The sequence below is a fragment of the Streptomyces sp. DG1A-41 genome, from assembly GCF_037055355.1.
In the GTDB taxonomy this organism is placed as follows: Bacteria; Actinomycetota; Actinomycetes; order Streptomycetales; family Streptomycetaceae; genus Streptomyces.
In genome coordinates this window covers 1,683,548-1,709,613 of sequence record NZ_CP146350.1, presented here as the reverse complement: position 1 = coordinate 1,709,613, position 26,066 = coordinate 1,683,548, and the positions used below count along the sequence as shown (strand labels likewise).

Here is a 26,066-nt window from a genome sequence, read left to right as displayed (position 1 = left end):
GTACGGAAAGGCAGGTGGCGGCAGTGCCCAGGACGACGGACTCGGACGGCACCCCCGTACCTCAGCGGCTCCTGGCCGCCGCCACCCGGCTCTTCGCCGAGCAGGGCTACGACCGCACCTCGGTGCAGGAGATCGTCGAGGCGGCCGGGGTCACCAAAGGCGCGCTGTACCACTACTTCGGCTCCAAGGACGACCTCCTGCACGAGGTGTACGCGCGCGTGCTGCGCATCCAGCAGGAGAGACTGGACGCCGTCGCGGACTCCGACGAGCCGGTGGAGAAGCGGCTGCGGGCCGCGGCCGCGGACGTCGTGGTGACGACCATCGACAACCTCGACGACGCGATGATCTTCTGGCGGTCCATGCACCACCTCAGCCCCGAGAAGAACAAGCAGGTCCGCGCCGAGCGCCGCCGCTACCACGAGCGCTTCCGCGCGCTGGTCGAGGAGGGCCAGGAGTCGGGCGTCTTCTCCAAGGCCACCCCGGCGGACCTGGTCGTCGACTACCACTTCGGCTCGGTCCACCACCTGTCGACTTGGTACCGCCCTGAGGGCCCGATGAGCCCCCAGCAGGTAGCCGACCACCTGGCGGACTTGCTGCTACGAGCCCTGCGCCCGTAACTACTCGGGCTGGTCCAACTCAGCCTGTCCGGCGTTTGAGGACGAGGCCGTTCAGGCCGATGGGGGGGCCAGGGGGCGGAGCCCCCTGGCGGGGTCGAAGGGGCGGAGCCCCTGGAGGACGGGAAGGGCTGGGGCGGCGGGGGGCGAAAACCCTCCTGCCGCCCCGCCGCGTCACACGTACCGCTTCAGCTCCCGCCGCGCCAGCGACCGCTGATGCACCTCGTCCGGCCCGTCGGCGATCATCAGCGTCCGCGCCCCCGCGTACAGCTCCGCCAGCGGGAAGTCCTGGCTCACACCCCCCGCACCGTGCAACTGGATCGCCCGGTCGAGGATGCCCACGACCGCCCGGGGCGTAGCGATCTTGATGGACTGGATCTCCGTGTGCGCCCCCTTGTTCCCCACCGTGTCCATCAGCCACGCCGTCTTCAGCACCAGCAGCCGCACCTGCTCGACGGTCACCCGCGCATCCGCGATCCAGTTGTGCACCACACCCTGCTGGGCCAGCGCCTTCCCGAAGGCCGTACGGGACACCGCCCGGCGGCACATCAGCTCGATCGCCCGCTCCGCCATCCCGATCAGCCGCATGCAGTGGTGGATCCGGCCGGGACCGAGCCGGGCCTGTGCGATGGCGAAGCCGCCGCCCTCCTCGCCGATGAGGTTCGACGCCGGCACGCGCGCGTGGTCGAAGATCACCTCGGCATGGCCGCCGTGGTAGTGGTCCTCGTAGCCGAAGACCTGCATCGCGCGCTTGATCGTCACGCCCGGCGTGTCACGGGGGACCAGGATCATCGACTGCTGACGGCGGATGTCGGAACCCTCCGGGTCCGTCTTGCCCATCACGATGAAGATCTTGCAGTCCGGGTGCAACGCCCCGGAGATGTACCACTTGCGGCCGGTGACGACATACTCGTCACCGTCCCGCTCGATGTGCGTCGTGATGTTGGTGGCGTCCGAGGAGGCCACCTCCGGCTCGGTCATCGCGAACGCCGAGCGGATCTCGCCCGCGAGCAGCGGCTCCAGCCATTGCTTGCGCTGCTGCTCGTCGCCGAACTGGGTGAGCACCTCCATGTTGCCCGTGTCGGGTGCCGCGCAGTTCGTCACCGTCGGGGCCAGCTGCGGGGAGCGCCCCATGATCTCGGCGAGCGGCGCGTACTGGAGGTTGGTGAGCCCGGCACCGTACTCGGAGTCCGGCAGGAAGAGGTTCCACAGGCCCTGCCTGCGCGCCTCGGCCTTCAGCTCCTCGACCACCGCCGGGGTCTCCCACGGTGAGGCGAGCAGGGCCCGCTGCTCGTGCGCGACGGCCTCGGCCGGATAGACGTACTCGTCCATGAAGGCCAGCAGCTTGCCGCGCAGCTCCTCGGTGCGCGCGTCGAACGCGAAGTCCATGTCCGTCAGCCTTCCTGAAGGGTGGTGAGACCGTGCTCGATGAAGACGGGGACCAGGTCGCCGATGCGGTCGAAGCCGCGTCCGACCGTCTGGCCCAGGGTGTAGCGGTAGTGGATGCCCTCCAGGATCACGGCGAGCTTGAACCAGGCGAACGCCGTGTACCAGGAGACCGCGGGGACATCGCGCCCCGAGCGCACGGCGTACCGCTCGATCAGTTCGGCCGGGTCCGGGTGACCCGGCGCCTCGGCCGTCGTGGAGACGGGGGAGTCCGCCGTGTCGAGCGGCGTGCTGTACATCGCCAGCAGGCCCAGGTCGGTGAGCGGGTCGCCCAGGGTGGACATCTCCCAGTCGAGGACCGCCTTGATGCGGTCGTCCTCGCCTATCAGGACGTTGTCCAGCCGGTAGTCGCCGTGCACCACGGCCGGGGCGGGGGAGGACGGCAGCCGCCGCCCGAGCGTCGCGTGCAGCTCGTCGATCCCGGCCAGCTCGCGGTTGCGGGAGGCGTTCAGCTGCTTGCCCCAGCGCCGCAGCTGCCGGTCCAGGAAGCCCTCGGGCAGGCCGAAGTCCGCGAGCCCCACCTCGCCCGGGTCCACCGCGTGCAGCTCCACCAGCGCGTCGACCAGGTTCAGCACCGCGCCCCGGGTCCGCTCCGGACCGAGCGGGGCGAGCTGGTCGGCCGTGCGGTACGGGATGCCCTCGACGAACTCCATGACGTAGAACGGCGCGCCGAGCACCTCCTCGTCCTCGCACAACAGCACCGGCCGCGGCACCGGCACGGCCGTCGGGTGCAGCGCGCTGATCACCCGGTGCTCGCGCTTCATGTCGTGCGCGGTGGCCAGGACATGGCCGAGCGGGGGCCGCCGCACGACCCACCGGGAGGTGCCGTCGGAGACGGCGTAGGTGAGGTTCGACCGTCCGCCCTCGATCAGCCGGCCGGACAGGGCGCCGCTCACCAGGCCGGGCCGCTCGCGGTCGAGCAGGCCGCGCAGCCGGTCGAGGTCGAGTCCGGGCGGGTGGTCGGGGCTCATGCGTCGCTCCTACGGGCAGGTGAACAAGTTCCCGACTCATGATGCCGACCGGTCGGTATGTCGTCCAGAGCGGGGCCGAAACGTGATCGGAGCCACGATAGGCCGACGACCTCCGCCGTGGGGCGCCGAGGAGCTCCCGGCCGGTTCGTTCAGGCCATCCGGCTTGCGTGCCGCGCAGGGAGCCCGGAGGGTCGGAGCCATGAAGGCCATCAGCTACTCACGGTACGGCGGACCCGAGGTGCTGGCGTTCGGTGAGGTCCGCGATCCCAAGATCGGCCCGGACTCGGTGCTGGTGAAGGTGCGGGCGGCGGCCGTGAACCCCGTCGACTGGAAGGCCCGCGAGGGCCACCTCGAAGGGCTCTTCGAGGCCGCCTTCCCCGTGGTGCCCGGCTGGGACGTCTCGGGCGTCGTCGTACGGCCCGGCGTGGCCGTGTCGGAGTTCGACGTCGGCGACGAGGTCATCGGGTACGTACGCGAGGACTTCCTCTCCCGCGGCACCTTCGCCGAGTACGTGGCCGCGCCCCTGCGCACCCTCGCGCGCAAGCCGCGCAACCTCTCCTTCGAGGAGGCGGCCGGACTGCCGCTGGTCGGGCTCACCGCCTATCAGGTGCTGGTCAAAGTGCTCCAGGTGAAGCGGGGCGAGACCGTGCTGGTGCACGCCGCGGCCGGCGGGGTCGGCTCGCTCGCCGTACAGCTCGGCACCCACATCGGCGCCCGGGTGATCGGCACGGCGAGCGAGTCCAACCACGACTTCGTGCGCGGCCTCGGCGGGGAGCCGGTGACGTACGGCGAGGGCCTGGGCGAGCGGGTGCGCGGGCTGGCGCCCGAGGGTGTGGACGCGGTGTTCGACACGGTCGGCGGGGACGCGCTGAAGGTCTCGGCGAACCTGCTGGCCCCCGAGGGCCGCCTGGTGTCGGTCGCCGACGTCGGCGTCGTGAACTACGGCGGCCGCTACTACTTCGTCCGCCCCGACGCCGAGGACCTCCAGCGGATGTCCGAACTGGCGGAACAGGGCGTGGTGAGCGTGCACGTCTCCGAGACGTTCCCACTGGAACGCGCGGCGGACGCGCACCGGCTGAACGAGGAGGGCCGGACGCGCGGCAAGATCATCGTGACGGTGAACTGGGAGACGGACGACACTTAGCCGCCGCCCGCGTCCTGGCGTGCGGTGCCCTGCGTCCGGTGTGTGGCGCCTCGGGGGGCCGGCGTCCGGTGTGTGGTGTCCTGGCGTGCGGCGCCCGGGCGCCCGGCGTGTGGCGCCTCAGGGGCCGGCGTCCGGTGTGTGACGTCCTGGAGTCCGGTGTGTGGCGCCCGGTGTCCCGGCGGCGGCGCCCCAGCGTCCTGGCGTTCGGCGTGCGGCGCCCCAGCGTCCTGGGGTCCGGTGTGTGGCGCCCCGCGTCCGGGGTGTGGCGTCCTGGCTGTCCTGGTGTGCGGCGTCCCCGCGTCCGGGGTGTGGCGCCCCGGCGTCCTGGCGTGCGGCGCGCCCGCATCCTGGGGTTCGGCGCGCGGCGCCCTGAGCGGTGCTCCGGCGTCCTGGCGTCCGACCTGCGGTCGCCCTACCGTGCGGCGCCGCGGTGGGCGATGCCCTGGTGTCCGGCATGCGGTGCCCCGGGCGTGTGGTGCTCCGGCGTGCGGCATCCAGCGCGCGGCGCCCCCGGCATCCCGCCCCCTAAAGGACGAGAGCCGCCCCGCACACCGCCATCGCCAGCGTGCACAGCACCGCGGCCGTGGCGTGCCGGGGCGCGAACGCGGCGGGGCCGGCGGTGGCCGAGAGAGTACGGATGCGGCGGTGGGCGATGCTCAGGAAACCCAGCCACAGGACGCAGCACAGCGCGCACGCGACGAGTCCGGGCGCCGAGGCCCCGCCTTGCAGCGCGGTCTTCACGGCGAGCACGGCGGAGACCGTGCCCGACAGGGTCGTACGCCGCCAGGCGAGCCGGGTCCGCTCGGGTTGCAGCCCGGGGTCGCGGTCGGGGTCCTGCCGCCGGGCCGCCGGCGCGTTCACCCCTCCCACCCCACGAGCACCACGACGACCATCGCGAGGGCCACGATCGCGACGACGAGGCTCAGCACCGCCGGGAACCGGGACACCGGCAGGTCCTCGCCCCGGCGCATGGCCCGCTCGCAGCGCACCCAGTGGTTGACCGCCCGCAGTGAGCACAGCACGCCCGCGGCCAGTAGCGCGAGCGCCAGCCCCACGCGCCAGCCCCAGCGCAGGTCGGGCAGGAACTGGTCCACGGCGAAGCCGCCGCCGATCAGCGCGAGCGCGGTGCGCAGCCAGGCCAGGAAGGTGCGTTCGTTCGCCAGCGAGAACCGGTAGTCGGGCGTCTCGCCGTCCTGGCGCACCTGCGCGGGCGCGAACCACAAGCGGACGTTCCGTACGAACTCGATCACGTGCGCGACCCTACCGGGGACGCGGTCGCCGGGCGTTGCCGGTGCCGCCCGCCATGGTTCGGTCCGCCCCGGGGGCAGGCTCAGCCCATCGACCGAAACGCCGTGAGCCGCTCGAACGCCGCCAGTCCGTCCGGTACCCACTCCCAGTCGTTCAGGCGCCGCCGCACCTCGTCCTCGGGCAGGAAGTCGTGCCAGGCCACCTCTTCGACCTGCGGCTGTACCGGCAGGTCGCAGCGGACCTCGTACACCGCCGACCACCAGGTCTGGCCGGCGCCGTTGGCGTAGAGGAACTTGAAGAGGTACTGGGGGAGCGGCAGGCCCGTCACGCCCAGTTCCTCCTCGGCCTCGCGCAGGGCCGCCGTGTCGTAGGTCTCGCCCGCGCCGACCACGCCGCCGACGAACATGTCGTACAGGGAGGGGAAGACCAGCTTGGTCGGCGTCCGCCGGTGCACGAAGATCCGCCCCTCGGCGTCCCGGGCCTGGATGAACACACAGCGGTGCCGCAGACCCCTGGCGTAGGCCTCGCCCCGGGGCGACTGGCCGATGACCCGGTCGTTCTCGTCGACGATGTCGAGGATCTCGTCGGCGGCACTCATGCCCTCGTTCACAGCGCTCATGCCCTCATCCAAGCAGGGCGCGAGGCGTCACTGCGGCTGCGGCTGAAGCTGCCCCACGCGTACCCGCTGCGCCGTCCCCGCCGGCATGGCCGGATGCAGACCCAGCAGCACGATCCCGGCCACCACGGCCAGCAGACCGCCCGCCTCCCAGCTCAGGGCCACCGCGTCGGTCCGCAGCCGGTCGCCCAGGAAGCCGACGCCGCAGATGATCCCGGCGATCGGCTGGGCCGCGGTCAGGGCGGGCAGCGACTTGCGCAGGGACGCCGTCTCGAAGGCGCTCTGCACGAGGAGCAGCCCCGTGACGCCCAGCGCGAGAACGGCGTACGGCTGCCAGCCGGTCAGCAGCCCGGCGAAGCCGCCCTCGGTGAACTTCTCCCCGCTCACCCGGGTCAGCGCGTCCTGCACGCCGTACAGCAGCCCGGCGGCCAGGGCCAGAAGCACCGGCCCGGAGCCCAGCCGGGAGCGCTTCGCGTGTGCCGTGAGCAGCAGGGCGAGGCCGACCATGGCCCCGATGATCAGCCACTGCCGCATCGGATCGGCCGTCGCGGCGCCGCCCTGCGGCTCGCCCGCCACGATGAACGTGCTCACCCCACCCGCGAGCAGCAACAGGCCCGCCCAACCCTGGCGGCCGAGCGGCTGCCGGGTCTGCCGACGGGACAGCGCGAGCGCGAACAGCAGGTTCGTCGCCAGTAGCGGCTCCACCAGCGACAGCTCACCCTGCCCCAGCGCGGCCGCGCCCAGCGCCATGCCGACCACCATCAGCGCGATACCGCCGAGCCAGCGCGGCACCTTCACCAGGTCGACCAGCAGCCGGAAGGACAGGAAGTCGTTGAGCGGGGCGCGCTGGGCCGCGTTCTGCTGGAGCACGAAGCCGAAGCCCAGACAGCAGGCGGCACTCACGGCGAGCACCAGGACTAGAACCGACACGCGGTGTACCTCGATCATCAGGTCGGGTCACGATGGCGTAAGGGCCGACTGTACCGGCCGGCTCCGCCCGGCGCGCCCGTACGTCATGCCATCGTGCGGGGCGGTGACCGCCCAGCACTATGACGCACGTCACAAAGGGTGAAACGGAAAAATCGGGCGCCTGTCACACTCTTCTCCCGATCTCGCTCGATCACAAAACCCTCACAAGTAACGGCAGTTGACGCGTGTAACGCACTTGCGGGTCTTGACGCCAACCGTTGGCTGGGGGTTGGCTGCCTGTGATCAGTTCATGGCGAAGCGCGCACACGCGCTCCATCGACCGCCGTGAGCCGAAACACAAGAAGAGCGCGAAACACAAGAAGAGCGCGTGAGGAAGTTCCGCGGTGCCCCCACCCCCGCCCCCGCCTCCCCTCGGCCGTGGCCGCAGACGTGCGGCGCAGGCCTTCGACGAGGCCCTCGACGACGCCGACCTCGTGACCGCGCGCGCCGCGCTGGCGCAGGGCCGCTGGCAGAACGCCCGCTCCCTGCTGGTGCACACCGGAGACGACTGGGACCGGCGCGGCCACCGCGTCATGGTCCTCGCTCGGGAGTCCTACTGCGCCGCATGGGCCCGTGAGTGGCTGCTCGCCGAACCCGAGTCCGCCGACGCCGCCGTCCTGCTCGCCCTCGCCCAGGTCCGGCGCGCCCTGCACGGCAAGGGCAAGCCGGTCCGGGCCCGCGAGGCCTGCGCGAACGCCGCCGCCCGCGCCCCCGCCGACCCCACCCCCTGGCTCGGCCTGCTCCTGCTGGAGTGCGCGGTCGGCACCGACCAGGACGTGATCCGGACCTTCGAGCAGGTCCGCGCCCGGTACGCCGACCACCACCACGCCCACCACCTGATGGTCGCCCGGCTCGCCGCACGCCGCTCGGAGGCCTGCCCGGACCCGCTGCACGAGGCCTACGACTTCGCCGGCTGGGCCGCCGAACAGGCACCCGCCGACTCTCCGCTCGCGATCCTGCCGGTCATCGCGCACGCCGAGCGCTACCGCGTGCTGGCCGCCGCCGGGCACGAACCCGCCGACCCGGCCGCCTCGGGCCACTGGACCGGCCGCCGCGCCCGGCAGGTGATGAAGGCCGCCTTCGACTGGTGGCTGGAGTGGGAGCTGGAGGGTCATCCGCGCCGGCTGATCGACCTGAACTTCCTCGCCCATGCCAAGTTCTGCGAGGGGCGGGGCGCCGAGGCCGCCGCCCTGTTCCACCGGATCGGCCGGCACGCCACCCCGGCGCCCTGGTCGTACCCGGACCGCGACCCGCACACCGCCTTCGCCGCCGCCCGCGGCGCCGCGCTCGGCACGGCCTGACACCCCCCCGGAAATCCAGAAGTGAGGACGCTCTCCCGATGACCACGGACAGTTCGAGTACGAGCACGAGCACAACCGCCGCCGGCGGCATCAGTACGTTCAAGGGGCAGGAGCGCGCCCTGCGCGCCGACCGGCTCGGCACCGGGGGCCTGCTGCTCTCCGTCCTCGCCGCGACCGCCCCGCTCATGGTGGTCGCTGGTGTCATGCCCACTACATTCGCGGTGATGGGCATCGTCGGCCAGCCGCTGCTCTTCGTCGTCCTCGGCGTCGTCCTGATCCTGTTCAGCATCGGTTACGCCGAGATGAGCCGCCACGTCCACAACGCGGGCGCCTTCTACGCGTACATCTCCCGAGGTCTCGGCGGCACCGCCGGCGCGGGCGCCGCCCTGGTCGCCCTCGTCGCCTACAACGCGCTCCAGATCGGCATCTACGGCATCTTCGGCTTCGAGGTCTCCGGGCTCCTGGCCACCTACGCCGAGGTGGAGATCGCCTGGTGGATACCGGCGCTCGTGGCCGCGCTCGCCGTCGGTCTGCTGGGCTGGCTGAAGATCGACGTCAACGCGCGCGTGCTCGGCGTGCTGCTCGTCATCGAGGTGCTCCTCGTCGTGATCTTCGACGTCGCCGCCCTCGCCGACCCCGGCAAGGAAGGCCTCTCGCTGCACGCCTTCAACCCCGACACCCTCACCGGCGCGGGCGTCGGTACCGCGCTGTGCTTCTGCATCGCCGCGTTCCTCGGCTTCGAGCAGGCGCCCGTGTACGCCGAGGAGACCAGCCGCCCGCACCTCCTGGTGCCGCGCGTGATGTTCCTCGCCGTCGGCGGGGTCGCCGTCTTCTTCGCGCTGAGCAGCTGGGCCCTCACCGTCGCCACCGGCCCCGCCGCCGTCGTCGGCACGGCCCAGAAGCAGAGCGCCGGACTGCTGTTCTTCCTCACCGAGTCCCGCCTCGGCGGCACCTTCACGGACGTCCTGCACGTCCTGTTCGTCACCGGCATGTTCGCCGCCCTGCTCAGCTTCCACAACGTCGTCGCCCGGTACGCCTTCGCCATGGGCCGCGAGGGTCTGCTGCCCGCCGCCTTCGGCCGCACCAGCGGCACCAGCGGCGCTCCCGGCACCGGCTCGCTGCTCCAGACCGTCGTGGCCGTGGTGGTCGTGGCCGCCTTCGCGATCGCCGACGACAAGCCGGCCGGCGACCCGACCGCGCCGGTCCTGCACCTGTTCACCTGGTTCGGCAACATCGGCGCCCTCGGCGTGATCGTGCTGATGGCGGCGGCCTCCGTGTCGGTCGTCGTCTTCTTCGTCCGCCGGGGTGCCGCGGGCGCCCAGGCTTGGCGCCTGGTCACCTCCGCGCTGGCGGCCCTCGCCCTGCTCGTGATCGCCGGCTACACGGTGAAGGACTTCGAGGTCCTCGTCGGCGCCGGCCCCAACTCCTCGCTGAGCTGGGTGCTGCCCGGCATCATCGGTCTCGCCCTGGCCGCCGGCCTGGTCCTGGGCCTGGTGCTGCGCGCCCGCGCCCCGGAGAAGCACGCCCGGATCGGACTCGGCAACGAGGCGTTCCAGCTGGACAAGGCGGCGTCGTCCTGACCCCGGCCACGTAAGAAGTGGTTACGGAACTCTGACGGGCACCCGCGATCCCTGTCGTACAGGGGCCACGGGTGCTCGAATGAGAACGTGAACGAGGACGTACATGAGGGCGTGAACGACGAACCCCTCCAACAGCGGGGCACCCCGGTCGGCCGCCGCGTCTTCCTGGGGACCCTCGGCCTGGGCGCCCTCGGCGTGGTCGCCGCGCCCCAGCTGCAACGCGGCCTGGATGGCTTCCTCGGCGGCGCCGCCGACAAGGACCCCACCGGCCTGACGGGCCTGCTCCCTAACGGCGGCGGCTTCCGCTACTACTCGGTCGCCTCGTCCGTCCCGCGCAAGAACGCCGGCACCTACCGCCTGAAGGTGGACGGCCTGGTCGACCGCCCCACGACCTACACCCTGGCCGACCTCAAGGCCCTGCCGCAGACCCGCCTGGTCCGCGACGTCCAGTGCGTCACCGGCTGGCGCGTCCCCGACACCCCCTTCGAGGGCGTACGCCTGTCCCGCCTGCTCGACGCCGCCAGGGTCCGCCCCACGGCCAAGGCCATCCGCTTCACCTGCTTCGACGGCACCTACACCGAGAGCCTCACCCTCGACCAGGCCCGCCGCGCGGACGTCCTGGTCGCCCTGCGCATGCAGGACAAGGACCTCGGCCACTCCCACGGCGGCCCGGTCCGCCTCTACGTCGCGCCCATGTACTTCTACAAGTCCGCCAAGTGGCTCTCCGGCATCACCGTCACCGACGAGGTCAGGCCGGGCTACTGGGAGGAACGCGGCTACGACATCGACGCCTGGGTGGGCCGCTCGAACGGACGGGACGATGAGCCTACGACCTGACACCGCGGTCGCGGTAAGGCGCTTCAGCCGGACCGAGCGCTGGGTACACCGCACGACGGCCGCGCTCATGGGCGTCTGCGTCCTCACGGCGGCCTGCCTCTACGTCCCCCAGCTCGCCGAACTCGTCGGCCGCCGCGCCCTCGTCGTCACCCTGCACACATGGACCGGCCTCGCCCTGCCCGTCCCGGCCCTGGCAGGCCTCGCCTCCCGCGCCTTCCGTGCCGACCTCGGCCACCTCAACCGCTTCGGCCCGCACGACCGCACCTGGCTGCGCGCCGCCCTCCACCGCGACAAGCGCCACGCGTCCCGCCCGGCGGGCAAGTTCAACGCCGGCCAGAAGCTCTACGCGTCCTGGATCGCCGCCGCCACCCTCGTCATGCTCGGCACCGGCCTCATGATGTGGTTCACCCACCTCACCCCTCTCCTCTGGCGCACCAGTGCGACGTTCGTCCACGACTGGCTGGCCCTCACCATCGGCATAGTCCTGGCCGGCCACATCGGCATGGCCCTGGCCGACCCGGAGTCCAGGAGAGGCATGCGCACGGGCTCGGTGAGCAGAGACTGGGCGGACCGACAGCACTCAGTGTGGCGCCCGCAGCGCGCCGGCCTTCAGGGGCGCGGGGAACTGCGCGAACAACCCCAACGCACCCCGCGCCCGCCCAACCAGCACACCCCTACGGCGCCACGGCGAAATCCAACAGCACCTTGCAAGACCGACTCCGATCAGCGGCCAACGCAAACGCCGACTCGGCCTCCCGCACCGGAACCACCGCACTGACGAGCCCGTCGAACGCCGCCTCCCCCGCAAGCACCCCCAGCGCCTGCTCGAACTCCCCGTCGAACCGAAACGCCCCCCGCAACTCGATCTCCCGACTCACCACAAGGTTCCCCGCAAACGCACTGCGCCCCGGCGGCAGCATCCCCAACTGCACGACGACCCCGCCCCGCCGCACCCGCCGCAGACACGCATCGAGACCCGCCGCCACCCCGGAGGCCTCGATCGCCACGTCCACCTCCTCAGGCCACCCTGAGTCGTCCGGATCATCGGCTCGCACGACCGTCCCGGCCCCGGCGATCCGCGCGTACTCCAGCGCCTCGGGCACCAGATCCGTGACGGTCACCCGCGCCGCCCCACCCGCCTTCGCCGCCGCGACCACGAGACAGCCGATGGGCCCGGCACCGGTCACCAGGACGTGCCGCCCGGCCACCTCCCCGGCCCGCCGCACCGCGTGCAGGGCGACGGACAGTGGTTCGGCGAGCGCGGCCCGGCGCAGCTCCAGACCGTCCGGCAACGCCCGCACCTGCTCGCAGGGCACGACCACTTGCGCCGCGAATCCCCCCTGCACATGCGGAAAGCGCGCCGCACTGCCGAGATACCGCGTGTCCCGGCAGACGTTCCGCCGCCCGTCCGAGCACTCCGGACACACCCCGCACGGCGTCGCCGGATGCACGGCGACAGCGGCACCCGGTGCCGGCCCCGACGCGCCGGCCCCGTACCCGACCACCGTCCCGACCACCTCGTGCCCGAGCACCATCGGCTCCCGGAGCCGGAAGTCCCCGACCCCGCCGTGCCTCCAGTAGTGCAGATCGGACCCGCACACCCCGCCGTACCGCACGGCGACCAGCGCCTGCCCCGGCCCGGGCTCGGGAACCGGCAACTCCGCGACGCGCAGGTCACCTTGGCCGTGGATCACACAACCCAGCATCACAGCCTCCTCGATGGGCACAGGGTCACAGCACGCTCGTCATGCCGCCGTCGACATACAGCACCTGCCCGCTGACGAAGTCGGCCGCGGGGGAGGCGAGGAACAGCACCCCGCCCACCAGATCCTGGGTGCGGCCCCAGCGGCCGGCCGGGGTGCGCCGCCGCACCCAGGCACTGAACTCCTCGTCCTCGACCAGCGGCCGCGTCAGCTCGGTCTCGATGTAGCCCGGGCCGAGCCCGTTGACCTGCACACCGCTCGGACCCCAGTCCGCGCACATGCCCTTGGTGAGCATCTTCAGCGCGCCCTTGGCGGCGGCGTACGGCGCGATCCCGGGCCGCACCACCTCGCTCTGCAACGAGCAGATGTTGATGATCTTGCCGTGGCCGCGTTCCGTCATCCGGCGCGCCGCCTCCCGGCCGACCAGGAAGGCACTGGTCAGGTTGGTGTCCAGGATCCGGTGCCAGTCGGAGTCGGTGAACTCCAGCAGCGGGGCGCGCAGTTGCATGCCCGCGTTGTTGACGAGGATGTCGAGCGGGCCCACCCGCTCCTCGACATCCGCGATCCCGTCCGCCACGGACGATCCGTCGGTCACGTCGAACGCCGCCGTGTGCACCCGGCCACCGGGCAACCCGGCGGCGGCCTCGGCGAGCCGGTCCCTGTCGCGTCCGTTCAGGACGACCGTGCAGCCGGCCTCCGCCAGACCACGGGCGAGCGCGAGTCCGATGCCCCGGCTGGAGCCGGTCACCAGGGCCGTACGGCCGCTGATGTCGAAGAGGGGATGAGCCGTCATGGCCGTGGCACTCCTAGATCACGAGGGACAACAGCAGGACGATGCCGCCGGCGACCACCGAGATGATCGTCTCCATGACGGACCAGGTCTTGATGTTCTGGCCGACGCTCAGCCCGAAGTACTCCTTCACCATCCAGAACCCGGCGTCGTTGACATGGCTGAAGAACAGCGAGCCGGCGCCGATGGCGAGGACCAGCAGGGCCGCGTGCGTGGTCGACATGTCGGCCGCGAGCGGGGCGACCAGACCGGCGGCCGAGACCGTGGCCACCGTCGCCGAACCGGTCGCCAGCCGGATCGCCACCGCGATCAGCCAGGCCAGCAGCAGCGCGGGAATCGACCAGTCCTTGGAGATGTCCAGGACCATCTGGCCCACCCCGGTGTCGATCAGCGTCTGCTTGAAGCCGCCGCCCGCGCCGACGATCAGCAGGATGCCCGCGATCGGCGCGAGGCTCTTCTCGACGAGCGGCGAGACCCGCTCCTTGGAGAAGCCGGCGGGCCGCAGCAGCGTGAAGATGCCGACCAGCACCGAGGCGAGCAGGGCGATCATCGGGGCGCCGATCACGTCGAAGACGCGCTGGACCAGGTTCTCCGGGTCGTCCACGACGATGTCGACCAGCGCCTTGGCGAGCATGAGGAGCACCGGCAGCAGGACCGTGAACAGCGTGGCGCCAAAGCCGGGACGCTTGTCCAGGTCCTGCGAAGCACGCTGCGGAATCATGCGGTCCGGTGCGGGGACGTCCACCCAGCGGGCCGCGTACCGCGAGAACAGCGGACCGGCGATGATCACCGTGGGTATGGCGACGAGGACACCGAGGGCCAGTGTCACCCCGAGGTCGGCCTTGACCGCGTCGATCGCGACCAGCGGACCAGGGTGCGGCGGCACCAGGCCGTGCATCACGGACAGGCCCGCGAGCGCCGGGATGCCGATCCGCATCAGCGAGTAGTTGCCGCGCCTTGCGACCATCAGCACCACCGGGATCAGCAGCACGATGCCGACCTCGAAGAACAGCGGCAGTCCGATCACCGAGGCGATGAGCACCATCGCCCAGGGCATCGACCGCCCGCCGGCCTTCGCGAGGATGGTGTCGACGATCTGGTCGGCGCCCCCGGAGTCGGCGAGCATCTTCCCGAGGATGGCACCGAGGGCGATCAGCACGCCCACCCCGGCGACCGTGGTGCCGAGGCCGGTGCTGAAGCTGGTGAGGACCTTGTCCAGCGGCGCCCCGGCGATCGCTCCGAGCGCCAGCGACCCGATGGTCAGCGCCAGGAAGGCGTGCAGCTTGGACTTGGTGATGAGCAGGACGATGACGGCGATGCCCGCCAGGACGGCGATGCCCAGCTGAGCGTGGCCGGCCGACGTGATCGGCTCGGGTGCGTCCGCTGCCAGCATCTCGACGCTGAGTCTGGTCACGGGTGGGTTCCCTTGCGTTGGAGGGGAGTAGGGGAGGGACCGGCAGGGCTTACTGGACGGGCTCGGGGAGGTCTTCCAGGGCGAGTGCCGCCCGCTCGGTGATCTCCTCCGGGCTGCCCGAGACGTCCACGTCGACCCCGGCCTCGTCCGCCTGAAGCGGCTGGAGCGTGGCGAACTGGGAGTCGAGCAGCGCCGTGGGCATGAAGTGCCCCTGCCGGTGCGACATCCGGTCCTCGATGAGCGCGCGGTCCCCCTTGAGGTGCACGAAGACCACGCCGGGCGCGGCGGCCCGCAGCCGGTCGCGGTACGACCGCTTCAGCGCCGAGCAGCTGACCACCCCGCCGAGCCCGGCCCGCCCGTGCGCCCACGCGCCGATGGCGTCCAGCCAGGGCCGGCGGTCCTCGTCGGTGAGCGGCGTACCGGCCGACATCTTGGCGATGTTGGCCTGCGGGTGGAAGTCGTCGCCCTCGGCGTACGGAACGCCGAGCCGGGCCGCGAGCAGGGGACCGATGGTGGTCTTGCCGGTGCCGGCGACGCCCATGACCACGACGACATGGGGGGTGTTCATCGCTGCCTCACTGTCTGCTGTCTCCGTCGACACGTGATGTCGACGCAACTGAAACCCATTAGGTACGACGAATTCAAGAGGCCGTGACCAATAAGTCTGACTTTTTGTCTCCGTGATCTACCGCGTACGCTGAGTGCATGAGCACACCGGGCCGGGGGCTGCACGGCCATGTACTGGACACCCTCGGCCCCGAAATCACGGCCGGCGAGTACCCGCCGGGCAGCGTCCTGCGCACGGACGAGCTCGCCCAGCGTTTCGACGTGTCACGCTCGGTGATGCGCGAGGCGGTCCGCGTCCTGGAGTCCATGCACCTGGTCGAGTCCCGCCGCCGCGTGGGCGTGACGGTCCGCCCGACGTCGGAGTGGAACGTCTACGATCCCCAGGTCATCCGCTGGCGCCTGGCCGGCAAGGACCGCGCCCGGCAACTGCGCTCCCTCACGGTGCTGCGCTCGGCGATCGAGCCGGTCGCCGCGGGCCTCGCCGCCCGGCACGCCACGTCCGAGCAGTGCGCGGAGCTCACCGAGTGCGCCCTCGGCATGGTCGCCAACTCCCGTGGTCACAAGCTGGAGCAGTACCTCGTCCACGACATGGCCTTCCACCGCGTCATCCTGGACGCCTCCGGCAACGAGATGTTCGCCCGCCTCGGCGATGTCGTCGCCGAGGTCCTGGCCGGCCGCACCCACCACGACGTGATGTTCGAGGACCCCGACCCGGCCGCCGTCACCCTGCACGTCCAGGTCGCCGAGGCGGTCCGCGCGGGCGACGCGGCCCGCGCGGAGGAACTGACCCGCGAGATCACGGTCGGCGCCCTGCAGGAACTCGACATCCTGGCGCCGTAGCCGCCCCTACGGCAGAAACTCCCCGTCGACGTACACCCAGGCCCCGTCGACCCGCTCGAACCGACTCCGCTCGTGCAGGGAGCCGCCCCTGTACGACGCCCGGAACTCCACGGTCCCGGTGGAGTGGAACGCCGACCCGTCACTCGTGTCCAGGATCTCCAGCCCGGTCCACCGCATCCGCGGATCCAGCTCCAGCGTCCCGGGCCGCGTCCGCGGATGCCACGTCCGCAGCAGATACCCGGCGTCCCCCTTCACGAAGGCGCAGTACCGCGACCGCATCAGCGCCTCGGCGGTCGGCGCTGCGGCTGTCCCGGAGTGGTAACGCCCACAACAGTTGCCGAAGGCCTCGGGGAGGCCGCAGAGGCAGGAGGAACGCGTAGTCATGCCGGTCATTGTCCTAGTCAGCCGCACCCGTCCCGGACGAGGGCAGCCGCGGCAGCGCCGTCCTGTACACCCACGCGTCGAACAGATCGTCCAGCGGCTCGTCCGCGAACCGGGCCACGTGCGCGGTGAAGGCCGCCGTCGTCACAGCTCCGCCTCGGTGCTGCCCCGCCCAGCCGCGCAGCATGCGGAAGAAGGCGTCGTCGCCCAGGGCGCACCGCACCGCGTGCAGGGTGAGCCCGCCGCGCTGGTAGAGACGGTCGTCGAACATCGACTTCCGCCCCGGATCGGCGAGCCGAAGGTCCTGCGGCAGCGCGGACAGCGACCGGTGTGCGGCTGCGGCCAGTTGCTGGGCGCCGCGGCCTCCCGAGCGCTCCGACCACAGCCACTCGGCGTACTTCGCGAACCCCTCGTTCAGCCAGATCTGCCGCCAGTCGGCGATGGACACGCTGTTGCCGAACCACTGGTGCGCCAGCTCGTGCGCGACCAGCCGCTCCGAACCCCGTGCCCCGTCCACGTGGTTGGACCCGAACAGCGACAACCCCTGCGCCTCGACGGGGACGTCGAGCTCCTCCTCGGTCACGACGACCGCGTACTCGTCGAACGGGTACGGCCCGAACAGTTCCTGGAACAGCTCCATCATCGCGGGCTGCCGTGCGAAGTCCCGGGAGAACCGGGGGAGCAGGTGCGCCGGAATGTGCCCGTGCTGCGGAACCCCACCCGGGCCCGGGTCACCCAGCAGCACGGTCTGGTACTTCCCGATCGACAGCCCCACCAGATAGCTGGAGGTCGGCGCCGCCTGCTCGTACACCCAGGTGGTCGTCGAGGCCTTCGTCGTGCGGGTGAGCAGGCGTCCACCGGCCACCACCGCGTAGGCCGACGGCGTCGTGACCGAGATCTGGTACGAGGCCTTGTCGGCGGGCCGGTCGTTGCACGGGTACCACGACGGCGCCCCGACCGGCTGGCTCGCCACCAGCGCCCCGTCCTCCAGCTCCTCCCAGCCGAGCCCGCCCCAGGGACTGCTCACCGGCCGCGGGTTCCCCGACCACTGCACCTCGACGGTGAACGCGGCACCGGCGCGCACCGGCTTCGCGGGGCGGACGCGCACCTTGCCGCCCCGGTGCGTGTAGTGCGCCGCACGGCCGTCTACCTTCACCCGTCCCACCCGGAAGTCCGCGAGGTTCAGCTGGAACTCGGTGAGCTGACCACGGCCCGCGATGGCGTTGATCCGCGCCGTTCCAGACAGCCGGTTCGGCGCGGGGCGGTAGTCCAGCGTGAGCTCGTACCGATGCACCCGGTACCGGAGGTCACCGTTGCCGGGGAAGTACGGGTCCTGACCCACTGACTGCTGAACCGCCACTGTTGCGTCCGCTCCCTGCACTGCGCTCGTACGACGTCCGTCGGCCTCCGGCCCCCAGGGGTCCCGCCTGACGACGCCATGCCTCGATCGGGTTGCCCAGCCAGCGCGTGTCGTCGGGCACGGACTCCGCGGCCATCACCAGGGACGCCGGACCCAGCGTGGTGCGGGCCCCGACGGCGCTGCCGGGCAGGACGATGCCGCCCGGGCCCAGTGTGGCGCCCTCACGGAGGACCACAGTATCCGTCCGCAAGATCCGGTCGTGGAAGAGGTGAGTCTGGAGCACACAGCCCCGGTTCACGGTCGCCGCGTCCCCGAGCGTCACCAGGTCCGTCTCCGGCAGCCAGTAGCTCTCGACCCACACGCCCTTGCCGATGTGCGCGCCGAGCCCGCGCAGCCACGCCGTCATCAGCGCCGTGCCCGGCACCGCACCGGCCAGCCACGGCACGGCCAGCACCTCGACGAAGGTGTCCGCCAGCTCGTTGCGCCACACGAAGGAGCTCCACAACGGGTGCTCACCAGCGCGATGCCGTCCCACGAGCAGCCACTTCGCCGCGATCGAGACGAGCCCCGCCGCGCAGCCCGCCCCGAGCAGCACCAGACCGGACAGCAGGGGGGCCCACACCCCGAGCGCGCACAGCGCCGCCGCCGTCCCCACCGCCAGCGCCGCCGAGCAGAACACCGGCACGATCCGGCTGAGCTCTACCAGCCCGCGCGCCCACAGCAGCCGCGCGGGCGGGTCGTAGGTCCGGCTCTGGTCACCGCCGGCCGCGGCACGCGGCAGCTTCACCGGCGGCAGCCCCAGATACGAGCTGTTCTTCTTGGCCTTCTTCGGCGTCGCCGACAGCACGCCCACCAGTCCACCGTCCGGCACACTCCGCCCCGGCGCAGTCATCCCCGAGTTGCCGAGAAAAGCCCGCCGACCGATCTCCGCGCGGCCGACCCGCAGCCAGCCGCCGCCGAGCTCGTACGGCGCGGTCAGCGTGTCGTCCGCCAGGAAGGCGCCCTCGCCGACCTTGGTCAGGCTGGGCAGGGCCAGCACGGTGGATACCTCGGCCCGCCGCCCGATCCGCATCCCGAGCAGTCGCAGCCACACCGGCGTGACCAGCCCCGCGTACAGCGGGAACAGCATGTCCCGCGACCGGTCCATCAGCTGGGTCACGGTCCATGCCTGCCAGCCCACCCGGCTGTGAGTGGCGTGCGTGCCCTCCCGCAGCCCCAGGCTCAGCAGGCGTACCGCGACCACGACCAGCAGCGCGTACGCCAGCCCGAACGCGAGCGTCGCCGGCACCAACGAGAGAACGGCACCACGCAGGGCCGCGCCGAGCCCGGCGTCCGGACCGACGAACAGCCCCGCCACCAGCAGCGCGGCAGTCGCCGAGACCACCGGCAACGCGGTCAGCCCGAAGCCCGTCACGCCGTACATCACACGCCAGTACGCGCTCCGCCCGGGCCGCTCCTTGGGCCAGTTGCGTTTGGCCCGGCCCAGCTTGACCGCGGGCGCGCCCGCCCACCGCTGCCCGGTGGGAATCTGTCCGGTGACCGTCGAACCGGGCGCCACCTCGGCCCGCTTGCCCACCCGCGCGCCCGGGAAGAGCATGCTGCGCGTGCCGACGACGGCGTGGGCGCCCACCTTCACCGGACCGATCTCCAGCCGGTCGCCGTCCAGCCAGTACCCGGACAGGTCCACCTCGGACTCGACGGCCGAGCCCCGGCCCAGCTTGAGCATTCCGGTGACCGGCGGCAGCGCGTGCAGGTCCACGTCCTGGCCGACCTTGGCACCCAGTGCTCGCGCGTACCGTTCGAGCCAGGACCCGGTCAGCGAAGTGGCCCCGCTGAACTCGGCCAGCCGCTCGGCCGTCCACAGCCGCAGGTGGACGCTCCCGCCGCGCGGGTACCGGCCCGGCCGCACCCCGCGCAGCAGCAACCGAGCCCCGCTCGCGGAGAGCGCGAGGCGCCCGGGCGGGCTGAACAGCAGTACGGCGCCGACCGCGACGAGCCACCAGGGCGCCGTCGGCAGCCAGGAGTAGGCGGGCAGCACGTTCCCGAGCGCGGCGAGCACCACTGCCCAGCGCAGCCCGAGCAGCGTGAACAGCGGAACCAGCAGCAGGAGCTGGACGAGCTGGGCACGCCTCGGCACCGGTGCCACGGCCCGCCGGGCCCCGTCGTCCTGCGCCGACTCCTCCAGATGCCGGGCCAGTTTCCGCAGGACGGGCCGCTGGTAGACGTCGAGGACGGCGGCGCTCGGGTAGCGCGTGCGCAGCCTCGTCGTCAGCTGGGCGGCGGCCAGACTGCCCCCGCCGATCGCGAAGAAGTCATCGGAGGCCGAGGTGACCGGAATGCCGAGGACTTCCGTCCACTGCTCGGCGAGCCATGCCTCGGTGCCGTACAGCCGCTCAGCCGGGCCGCTCGTCTCCAGTCCGTCCAGCGGCCAGGGCAGCGCGTCCCGGTCCACCTTGCCCGAGGTACGGGTCGGCAGCTCGTCGACCGGCGCGAGCAACGGCACCAGAGCTGCGGGCAGTTCGGCGCGCAGTCGTTCGACGGCCGCCGAGTGGTCCCAGCCGTCCTGGGTGACGACGTAACCGACGAGGAGCTGGTTGCCGCTGCGGGCCGTCCGCACCGCGGCGGCGGCGCCGGCCGTCCCGGGCAGCGCCTGGAGCGCCGCGTCCACCTCACCGAGCTCGATACGGCGCCCACCGAGCTTGATCTGCTCGTCGGCCCGCCCGAGGAAGACCAGCCCATCCGGCTCGGCCCGCACCAGGTCACCGCTGCGATACGCCCGCTCCCAGCCCAGCGACTGAAGCGGCGCGTACTTCTCCGCGTCCTTCTCGGCGTCGAGATACCGGGCGAGTCCGACCCCGCCGATCACCAGCTGTCCACTGCCGCCCATCGGCACGGGCTCCCCGGCCTCGTCGACGACGGCCAGCTCCCAGCCGTCCAGCGGCAGTCCGATCCGGATCGGCTCCTCGCCGCTCATCAGCGACGCGCACGCCACGACCGTCGCCTCGGTTGGCCCGTAGGTGTTCCACACCTCGCGCCCCTCGGTCACCAGACGCTGCGCCAGCTCGGGAGGGCACGCCTCCCCGCCGAAGATCAGCAGGCGTACGTCGTTGAGCGTCTCCGGCTCCCACAGCGCCGCCAGCGTCGGCACGGTGGACACGACGGTGATCTCCTGCTCGACCAGCCAGGGCCCGAGATCGGCACCACTCCTGACCTGCGAGCGCGGCACCGGCACCAGACAGGCGCCGTACCGCCACGCCAGCCACATTTCCTCGCAGGACGCGTCGAACGCGACGGACAGCCCCGCCATGACCCGGTCGCCGGGCCCGATCGGCTCGTCGGTCAGGAACAGGCCGGCCTCCGCGTCCACGAAGGCGGCGGCGCTGCGGTGGCTGACGGCCACGCCCTTGGGCTTCCCGGTGGAGCCGGAGGTGAAGATGATCCACGCGTCGTGCCCGGCACCGGGCCGGGCGGCGGCATGGCCGGCGGCACCGCCGACGGTCAGCTCGTGACCGGCCCCGATGACCGCCCGCACCCCGGCCTCGCCGAAGACCAGATCGGCCCGCTCGTCGGGGTCCTCGGCGTCCACGGGCACGTACGCGGCACCGGCGGCCAGCACCGCGAGGATCGCCACGTACAGGTCGTTGGTGCCCGACGGGACCCGGACCCCGACGCGGTCCCCGAGCCCGACGTCCATGGCGGCCAGCCGCTGCCGCAGGTGCTCCACCTCGACCGCCAGCGCGCGGTAGGTGAGCAGCCGGTGGCCGTCGTCGAGCGCGGGCTCGTCGGGATACGAACGTACGGACGCCTCGAAGACATCGACCAGAGTGCGGGGCGAGGCCGCGGGACCGGCGGAGAAGCGGGCCAGGTCGCGGAGACCTGTGCTCAACTCCGGGTCCAGCAGGCTGAGGTCGGGGCTTTCGTGCAGGGCGGCCATCGGATCCTCGCGTCTCGAACCCGGACCATCCGGGGCGCCGTCGGGCCCGCAGGTCTGCCTGGGGATGTTCCGTTCCGGCGCGAACAAGCCCAACACTCTAGTGTCCGGGTGACTTAGTCCTGTCATGTCCGCCACTGGGAGGGGAACGCGAGACACCCCCGGAGGCACAGCGCCGCCCGCTCCCACCTGGGCTTCTCCCGGCATGGCGAGATGTCGCCCACATTTTCCCCCGAAACCACGAACAGCCCCTCGATGAGAGGGGCTGTTCGCTCCGTGTCCGAGGGGGGACTTGAACCCCCACGCCCGATAAAGGGCACTAGCACCTCAAGCTAGCGCGTCTGCCATTCCGCCACCCGGACAAGGTGTCTGTCGCGCGGGTTTTCCCCGTGGCGACGACGTAAACATTACCAGGCTCTCAGGGGTGACCGATCACCCCCCGCCCGCACCCGGCCGGGCGTGAACGACGTGTGACGGACCGGGAGCGGTCTTGGGGTGCGGGCCGGGGGAGGGAGGATGAGGGGGACCCACCAGCAGTGACACCGGGAGGAAGCACGTGAGCGAGACGGACACGGCCAGGAACGTCACCGGCGAGGACGAGGTCGTGGACCTCTGCCGCGAGCTGATCCAGATCGACACCAGCAACTACGGCGACCACTCGGGTCCGGGCGAGCGCAAAGCGGCGGAGTACGTCGCCGAGAAGCTCGCCGAGGTGGGACTCGAACCGCAGATCTTCGAGTCGCACCCGGGCCGCGCCTCCACGGTGGCCCGGATCGAGGGCGAGGACCCGTCCCGGCCCGCGCTCCTCATCCACGGCCACACCGACGTCGTACCGGCGAACGCGGACGACTGGACCCACCACCCCTTCTCCGGTGAGATCGCCGACGGCTGTGTGTGGGGCCGCGGTGCAGTCGACATGAAGGACATGGACGCGATGACCCTCGCGGTCGTCCGGGACCGGCTGCGCAGCGGGCGCAAACCGCCGCGCGACATCGTCCTCGCGTTCCTCGCGGACGAGGAGGCGGGCGGCACCTACGGCGCCAAGCACCTCGTGCGCAAGCACCCCGATCTGTTCGAGGGCGTCACCGAGGCGATCGGCGAGGTCGGCGGCTTCTCCTTCACGGTCAACGAGAAGCTGCGGCTCTACCTCGTCGAGACCGCCGAGAAGGGCATGCACTGGATGCGGCTCACGGTCGACGGCACGGCCGGCCACGGCTCGATGACCAACACCGACAACGCGATCACGGAGCTGTGCGAGGCGGTCGCCCGGCTCGGCCGGCACACCTGGCCGGTCCGGGTCACCAAGACCGTACGGGCCTTCCTCGACGAGCTCTCCGACGCGCTCGGCGTCGAGCTGGACCCCGAGAACATGGACGAGACCCTCGCCAAGCTCGGCGGCATCGCGCGGATGATCGGCACGACCCTGCGCAACTCGGCGGCCCCGACCATGCTGGGCGCCGGCTACAAGGTCAACGTCATCCCCGGCCAGGCCACCGCGCACGTCGACGGCCGCTTCCTGCCCGGCTACGAGGAGGAGTTCCTCGCCGACCTCGACCGCATCCTCGGCCCGCGCGTGAAGCGGGAGGACGTGCACGCCGACAAGGCGCTGGAGACCGACTTCGACGGCCGGCTCGTCGACGCCATGCAGACCGCGCTGCGCGCCGAGGACCCGATCGCCCGGGCCGTGCCGTACATGCTCTCCGGCGGCACCGACGCCAAGTCCTTCGACGACCTCGGCATCCGCTGCTTCGGCTTCGCGCCGCTGAGGCTGCCGCCGGAGCTGGACTTCGCCGGCATGTTCCACGGCGTGGACGAGCGGGTGCCGGTGGAGGGCCTGAAGTTCGGCGCGCGGGTGCTCGACCGTTTCATCGACGCGTCCTGAAACCGCCCACACGAAACACGACTATTCGGTCGGGTGTGCGAGATCGACTGGGAAGGGTGAATGCGACCATAAGCTCGTAGCCTCATTACTCCCTCCTCGTTACAGGTAATGCGATCGCAAGATGGGTCGCTTTGCCAACTAGGAGGAATAATGATCAAGAAGGTCGTCGCTGCTGCGGCTGCCACCGGTGGGCTGGTTCTCGCGGGCGCTGGCATGGCCGTCGCCGACTCGGGTGCCCAGGGTGCCGCCGTGCACTCCCCGGGCGTCCTTTCCGGCAACGTTGTTCAGGCGCCCGTTCACGTCCCGGTGAACGTCTGCGGCAACACGGTCTCCGTGATCGGCCTGCTGAACCCCGCCTTCGGCAACACCTGCGTCAACAAGTGACGCTTCCCCCTCATCGAGGGGAGTTCTGAGCCATCGGTCCCGGAGCGCGTGCCATGCGCTCCGGGGCCGAACGCTTCTTTCGAGGAATTCGAGAAGAATTCGAGACAGGCCGAAGGCAGGTATTCAGGAATGCGACAGGTCACCCGCAAGGGTCTGATGACCGTGGCGGCCGCGACCGGCGTGATCGCCGCCGCGGGCGGCTCCGCTCACGCCGACTCCGGCGCCCACGGCTCCAGTTCGGGTTCGCCCGGCGTGCTGTCCGGGAACACGGTGCAGGCGCCGGTGCACGCACCGGTCAATGTGTGCGGGAACACGGTCAATGTGATCGGTGTCCTCAACCCGTCGGTGGGCAACTCGTGCGCCAACCAAGGCGGTGGATCGTCGTCGGGGGGATCCGGCGATTCGGGCGGTCACGGCGGCTCGCACGCCGGCGGCCATGCCAGTGACTCGCCCGGCGTCGGCTCGGGCAACCACGTCCAGGCACCGGTTCACGCGCCGGTGAACGTCTGTGGCAACAGCGTCAACGTCATCGGCGTCGGCAACTACAGCACGGGCAACGACTGTGCGAACGGCGGCTCCGGCGGGCACCACGGCAACCCGCCCGGCGGCGGCAGCGAGAACCCGGGACAGCCTGGCAACCCGGGTAACCCGGGTGACCCCGGCAACCCGGGTGACCCCGGCAACCCGGGCCACCCCGGAAAGCCTGGTGATCCGGGCGATCACGGAAACCCGGTCGACCCCGGCAAGCCCGGCACCCCGGGCGACTCCGGCACCCCTGGCCCCCCGCCCGGCGCGGACAGCGCGACGCCCGGCGGCTCCTCGCACGGCAACCAGCCGGGCGGCCAGTTCGTCACCCAGCCCAAGGGCGACTCCCAGCTCGCCAGCACCGGCAGCGACCTGCCGCTCGGCCTCGCCCTGCCGGCCGGCGCGGGCGCGCTGCTGGCGGGCTCGATCCTCTACCGCAAGGCGCGCACCTCGGCCTGACACCCCTGGAAAGGCCGGACAGCCCCGGAAAACGGAGCGGGCCCCGCCGATGCGGGGCCCGCTCCCGTGTGTGCCTTCTCCCAGTGCCCCGTCTCAGCTCACCACGTGGCCCGCACCTGACGGATGATCCGCCGGCGCAACCGCACCTTGCGGCTGCCGTCGCGCAGCAGGCTCAGACGGTGCAACTCCCAGTGTCCGTACTCGGCATGGTCCGTCAGCAGACGTGCCGTCTCCTTGCGGGAGACCCCGCGCGGTACGTACACGTCGACAAATTCGTATTCCGGCATCGCATCTATTGTGCGGGCTGGGGCCTGGTACGGATAGCGTCTGCACTATGTCTGATGCTGCGCAGCCCACCGCTGCCGAGGTACGCGCCGCCGCCGAGGCGGTCAAGACCGCGCTCGACCGCCACCTGGCCGCGGTCGAACGCAGGTCGGGAGAGGACGACCCGGCCGTCTACGAGGCGTTCAACCAGCTGGCCGCGGCCGCAGAGGTGTACGACGAACTGCTCTACGACCGGTACGACGAGGTCACACCCTTCGAGATCCCCGGTACGGAGGACGCGCTGCCCCCGTACACCGGGCCCGATGAACCGAACGCGCTGAGCGTACTGATCCGACGCGACTACGCGGTGGCGGAGCCGCAGCGGCTGCTCGCTCAGGCGCAGCGGATCGAGTCCGCGGAGGGCGAGGACGGACCGGCCGCCTCCGGGACGATCCATGGTGCGCTCGGCCTCCTCTTCGGCGAGTTCGAGCCCGACGAGATCGCCTCCCGGCACAAGGAGTTCGGGCTGGAGGAGGGCGACTCCACGCTCTGGGTGACGGCGGCGGAGGAACCGGCCGACCCCGGCGAGTGGCTGGAGGCGCCGTTCGAGCAGGTCGATCCGCAGAGTGTGGTCTGCCGCTTCGACGTCAGTGCCGTGTTCGACGACGAAATCGGCGTCGACGACGACGAGGACGATGACGACGACGCGGAGGAGCTGGAGGACGACCTCGACACCGACCTGGACGAGGACGAGGACCTGGAGCCGCTGGAAGCGGACCGCCGCTGAGCGCACACGTCAGCCACCCGGCGGCGGTGGTCACGGGGGCGACCCCGTGACCA

The 26,066-nt window shown here is 71.7% G+C and carries 24 protein-coding genes, 1 tRNA gene and 1 pseudogene; 11 read left to right on the top strand and 15 right to left on the bottom strand.

Translation table 11 applies throughout. The features are described 5' to 3' along the window. Window positions 1–23: 23 nt before the first annotated feature. Window positions 24–617 carry a TetR/AcrR family transcriptional regulator gene (locus V8690_RS08050; protein ID WP_338776865.1) on the top strand — a complete coding sequence of 198 codons (594 nt, stop codon included), beginning with the start codon at window positions 24–26 and terminating at the stop codon, window positions 615–617. 171 nt (window positions 618–788) lie between these two features. Here V8690_RS08050 and V8690_RS08045 read toward each other — a convergent pair whose 3' ends face one another. Both V8690_RS08045 and V8690_RS08040 read right to left on the bottom strand, forming a co-directional pair. Then, a complete protein-coding gene (locus tag V8690_RS08045; protein WP_338776864.1) occupies window positions 789–2,003 on the bottom strand; it encodes an acyl-CoA dehydrogenase family protein in 1,215 nt (404 codons plus the stop codon). A 5-nt stretch (window positions 2,004–2,008) separates the two neighbouring features. Continuing rightward, complete coding sequence (locus tag V8690_RS08040) at window positions 2,009–3,031, bottom strand: phosphotransferase family protein (protein WP_338776863.1); 1,023 nt, start codon at window positions 3,029–3,031, stop codon at window positions 2,009–2,011. 199 nt (window positions 3,032–3,230) lie between these two features. On the opposite strand from V8690_RS08040, the gene V8690_RS08035 reads away from it, so the two are divergent. Beyond that, entirely contained in the window at window positions 3,231–4,175 is a 945-nt protein-coding gene (locus V8690_RS08035; RefSeq protein ID WP_338776861.1) for an NADP-dependent oxidoreductase, read from the top strand. A gap of 525 nt (window positions 4,176–4,700) precedes the next feature. Here V8690_RS08035 and V8690_RS08030 read toward each other — a convergent pair. The 4 genes from V8690_RS08030 to V8690_RS08015 all read right to left on the bottom strand — a co-directional run bounded on the left by V8690_RS08030 (window position 4,701) and on the right by V8690_RS08015 (window position 6,987). Then, entirely contained in the window at window positions 4,701–5,036 is a 336-nt protein-coding gene (locus tag V8690_RS08030; RefSeq protein ID WP_338776859.1) for a DUF202 domain-containing protein, read from the bottom strand. Beyond that, window positions 5,033–5,425, bottom strand: coding sequence for a DUF202 domain-containing protein (locus V8690_RS08025; protein WP_338776857.1), 393 nt, complete (start codon window positions 5,423–5,425; stop codon window positions 5,033–5,035). Before V8690_RS08025 ends, V8690_RS08030 begins: the two co-directional genes overlap by 4 nt. An 80-nt stretch (window positions 5,426–5,505) precedes the next feature. Beyond that, a complete protein-coding gene (locus V8690_RS08020) occupies window positions 5,506–6,021 on the bottom strand; it encodes an NUDIX domain-containing protein (RefSeq protein WP_338785283.1) in 516 nt (171 codons plus the stop codon). A 48-nt stretch (window positions 6,022–6,069) separates the two neighbouring features. Next, entirely contained in the window at window positions 6,070–6,987 is a 918-nt protein-coding gene (locus V8690_RS08015) for a DMT family transporter (RefSeq protein WP_338776855.1), read from the bottom strand. Between the two features lie 365 nt (window positions 6,988–7,352). Between V8690_RS08015 and V8690_RS08010 the strand changes: the two genes are divergently transcribed. The 4 genes and pseudogenes from V8690_RS08010 to V8690_RS07995 all read left to right on the top strand — a co-directional run. Continuing rightward, window positions 7,353–8,309 carry a hypothetical protein gene (locus V8690_RS08010; protein ID WP_338776854.1) on the top strand — a complete coding sequence of 319 codons (957 nt, stop codon included), beginning with the start codon at window positions 7,353–7,355 and terminating at the stop codon, window positions 8,307–8,309. A 38-nt stretch (window positions 8,310–8,347) separates the two neighbouring features. Continuing rightward, on the top strand, window positions 8,348–9,889 hold the full coding sequence (locus V8690_RS08005) for an APC family permease (protein WP_338776853.1): 1,542 nt from the start codon (window positions 8,348–8,350) through the stop codon (window positions 9,887–9,889). A 111-nt stretch (window positions 9,890–10,000) separates the two neighbouring features. Continuing rightward, window positions 10,001–10,726 carry a molybdopterin-dependent oxidoreductase gene (locus V8690_RS08000; RefSeq protein WP_338785282.1) on the top strand — a complete coding sequence of 242 codons (726 nt, stop codon included), beginning with the start codon at window positions 10,001–10,003 and terminating at the stop codon, window positions 10,724–10,726. Continuing rightward, a pseudogene (locus tag V8690_RS07995) lies at window positions 10,710–11,321 on the top strand (cytochrome b/b6 domain-containing protein); the annotation flags it as partial. The gene V8690_RS08000 and the pseudogene V8690_RS07995, both read left to right, overlap by 17 nt. 79 nt (window positions 11,322–11,400) lie before the next feature. On the opposite strand, the gene V8690_RS07990 reads toward V8690_RS07995, so the two are convergent. Genes V8690_RS07990 through V8690_RS07975 form a run of 4 tightly spaced genes read right to left on the bottom strand, consistent with a single transcriptional unit; the run spans window position 11,401 to window position 15,201 of the window. Further along, complete coding sequence (locus V8690_RS07990) at window positions 11,401–12,432, bottom strand: L-idonate 5-dehydrogenase (RefSeq protein ID WP_338776852.1); 1,032 nt, start codon at window positions 12,430–12,432, stop codon at window positions 11,401–11,403. A 25-nt stretch (window positions 12,433–12,457) separates the two neighbouring features. Further along, window positions 12,458–13,222 (bottom strand): SDR family oxidoreductase, encoded by a 765-nt coding sequence (locus V8690_RS07985; protein WP_338776850.1) that lies wholly within the window; start codon window positions 13,220–13,222, stop codon window positions 12,458–12,460. A gap of 13 nt (window positions 13,223–13,235) precedes the next feature. Beyond that, window positions 13,236–14,633, bottom strand: a complete 1,398-nt coding sequence (locus V8690_RS07980) for a gluconate:H+ symporter (RefSeq protein WP_338776847.1) — start codon at window positions 14,631–14,633, stop codon at window positions 13,236–13,238. A gap of 49 nt (window positions 14,634–14,682) precedes the next feature. Next, complete coding sequence (locus V8690_RS07975; protein WP_338776845.1) at window positions 14,683–15,201, bottom strand: gluconokinase; 519 nt, start codon at window positions 15,199–15,201, stop codon at window positions 14,683–14,685. Between the two features lie 137 nt (window positions 15,202–15,338). Between V8690_RS07975 and V8690_RS07970 the strand changes: the two genes are divergently transcribed. Beyond that, complete coding sequence (locus tag V8690_RS07970; RefSeq protein ID WP_338776843.1) at window positions 15,339–16,040, top strand: FadR/GntR family transcriptional regulator; 702 nt, start codon at window positions 15,339–15,341, stop codon at window positions 16,038–16,040. Between the two features lie 6 nt (window positions 16,041–16,046). On the opposite strand, the gene V8690_RS07965 is transcribed toward V8690_RS07970, so the two are convergent. The 4 genes from V8690_RS07965 to V8690_RS07950 form a co-directional block, all read right to left on the bottom strand. After that, window positions 16,047–16,424 (bottom strand): YchJ family metal-binding protein, encoded by a 378-nt coding sequence (locus V8690_RS07965; protein ID WP_338776841.1) that lies wholly within the window; start codon window positions 16,422–16,424, stop codon window positions 16,047–16,049. A 13-nt stretch (window positions 16,425–16,437) separates the two neighbouring features. Beyond that, the gene (locus tag V8690_RS07960; protein WP_338776839.1) at window positions 16,438–17,781 is read right to left on the bottom strand and encodes a M1 family metallopeptidase; all 1,344 of its coding nucleotides are present in this window, start codon (window positions 17,779–17,781) and stop codon (window positions 16,438–16,440) included. After that, window positions 17,729–21,715 (bottom strand): Pls/PosA family non-ribosomal peptide synthetase, encoded by a 3,987-nt coding sequence (locus V8690_RS07955; protein ID WP_338776837.1) that lies wholly within the window; start codon window positions 21,713–21,715, stop codon window positions 17,729–17,731. The genes V8690_RS07960 and V8690_RS07955 overlap by 53 nt, the downstream gene beginning before the upstream one ends. Window positions 21,716–21,989: 274 nt before the next feature. Beyond that, window positions 21,990–22,074: transfer RNA gene (locus V8690_RS07950), tRNA-Leu, on the bottom strand. Window positions 22,075–22,268: 194 nt separating this feature from the next. Between V8690_RS07950 and V8690_RS07945 the strand changes: the two genes are divergently transcribed. The 3 genes from V8690_RS07945 to V8690_RS07935 all read left to right on the top strand — a co-directional run bounded on the left by V8690_RS07945 (window position 22,269) and on the right by V8690_RS07935 (window position 24,962). After that, on the top strand, window positions 22,269–23,594 hold the full coding sequence (locus V8690_RS07945; protein ID WP_338776835.1) for a M20/M25/M40 family metallo-hydrolase: 1,326 nt from the start codon (window positions 22,269–22,271) through the stop codon (window positions 23,592–23,594). A gap of 150 nt (window positions 23,595–23,744) precedes the next feature. Beyond that, window positions 23,745–23,978 (top strand): chaplin ChpH, encoded by a 234-nt coding sequence (chpH, locus tag V8690_RS07940; protein WP_338776833.1) that lies wholly within the window; start codon window positions 23,745–23,747, stop codon window positions 23,976–23,978. Window positions 23,979–24,107: 129 nt separating this feature from the next. Continuing rightward, complete coding sequence (locus V8690_RS07935) at window positions 24,108–24,962, top strand: chaplin family protein (RefSeq protein WP_338776831.1); 855 nt, start codon at window positions 24,108–24,110, stop codon at window positions 24,960–24,962. A 98-nt stretch (window positions 24,963–25,060) separates the two neighbouring features. Here V8690_RS07935 and V8690_RS07930 read toward each other — a convergent pair whose 3' ends face one another. After that, window positions 25,061–25,249: a DUF5703 family protein gene (locus tag V8690_RS07930; RefSeq protein ID WP_010045410.1), complete on the bottom strand. Its 189-nt coding sequence runs from the start codon at window positions 25,247–25,249 to the stop codon at window positions 25,061–25,063. Between the two features lie 47 nt (window positions 25,250–25,296). Here V8690_RS07930 and V8690_RS07925 point away from each other — a divergent pair, with 47 nt between their 5' ends. After that, complete coding sequence (locus tag V8690_RS07925; protein ID WP_338776829.1) at window positions 25,297–26,013, top strand: hypothetical protein; 717 nt, start codon at window positions 25,297–25,299, stop codon at window positions 26,011–26,013. Window positions 26,014–26,066 lie beyond the last annotated feature (53 nt).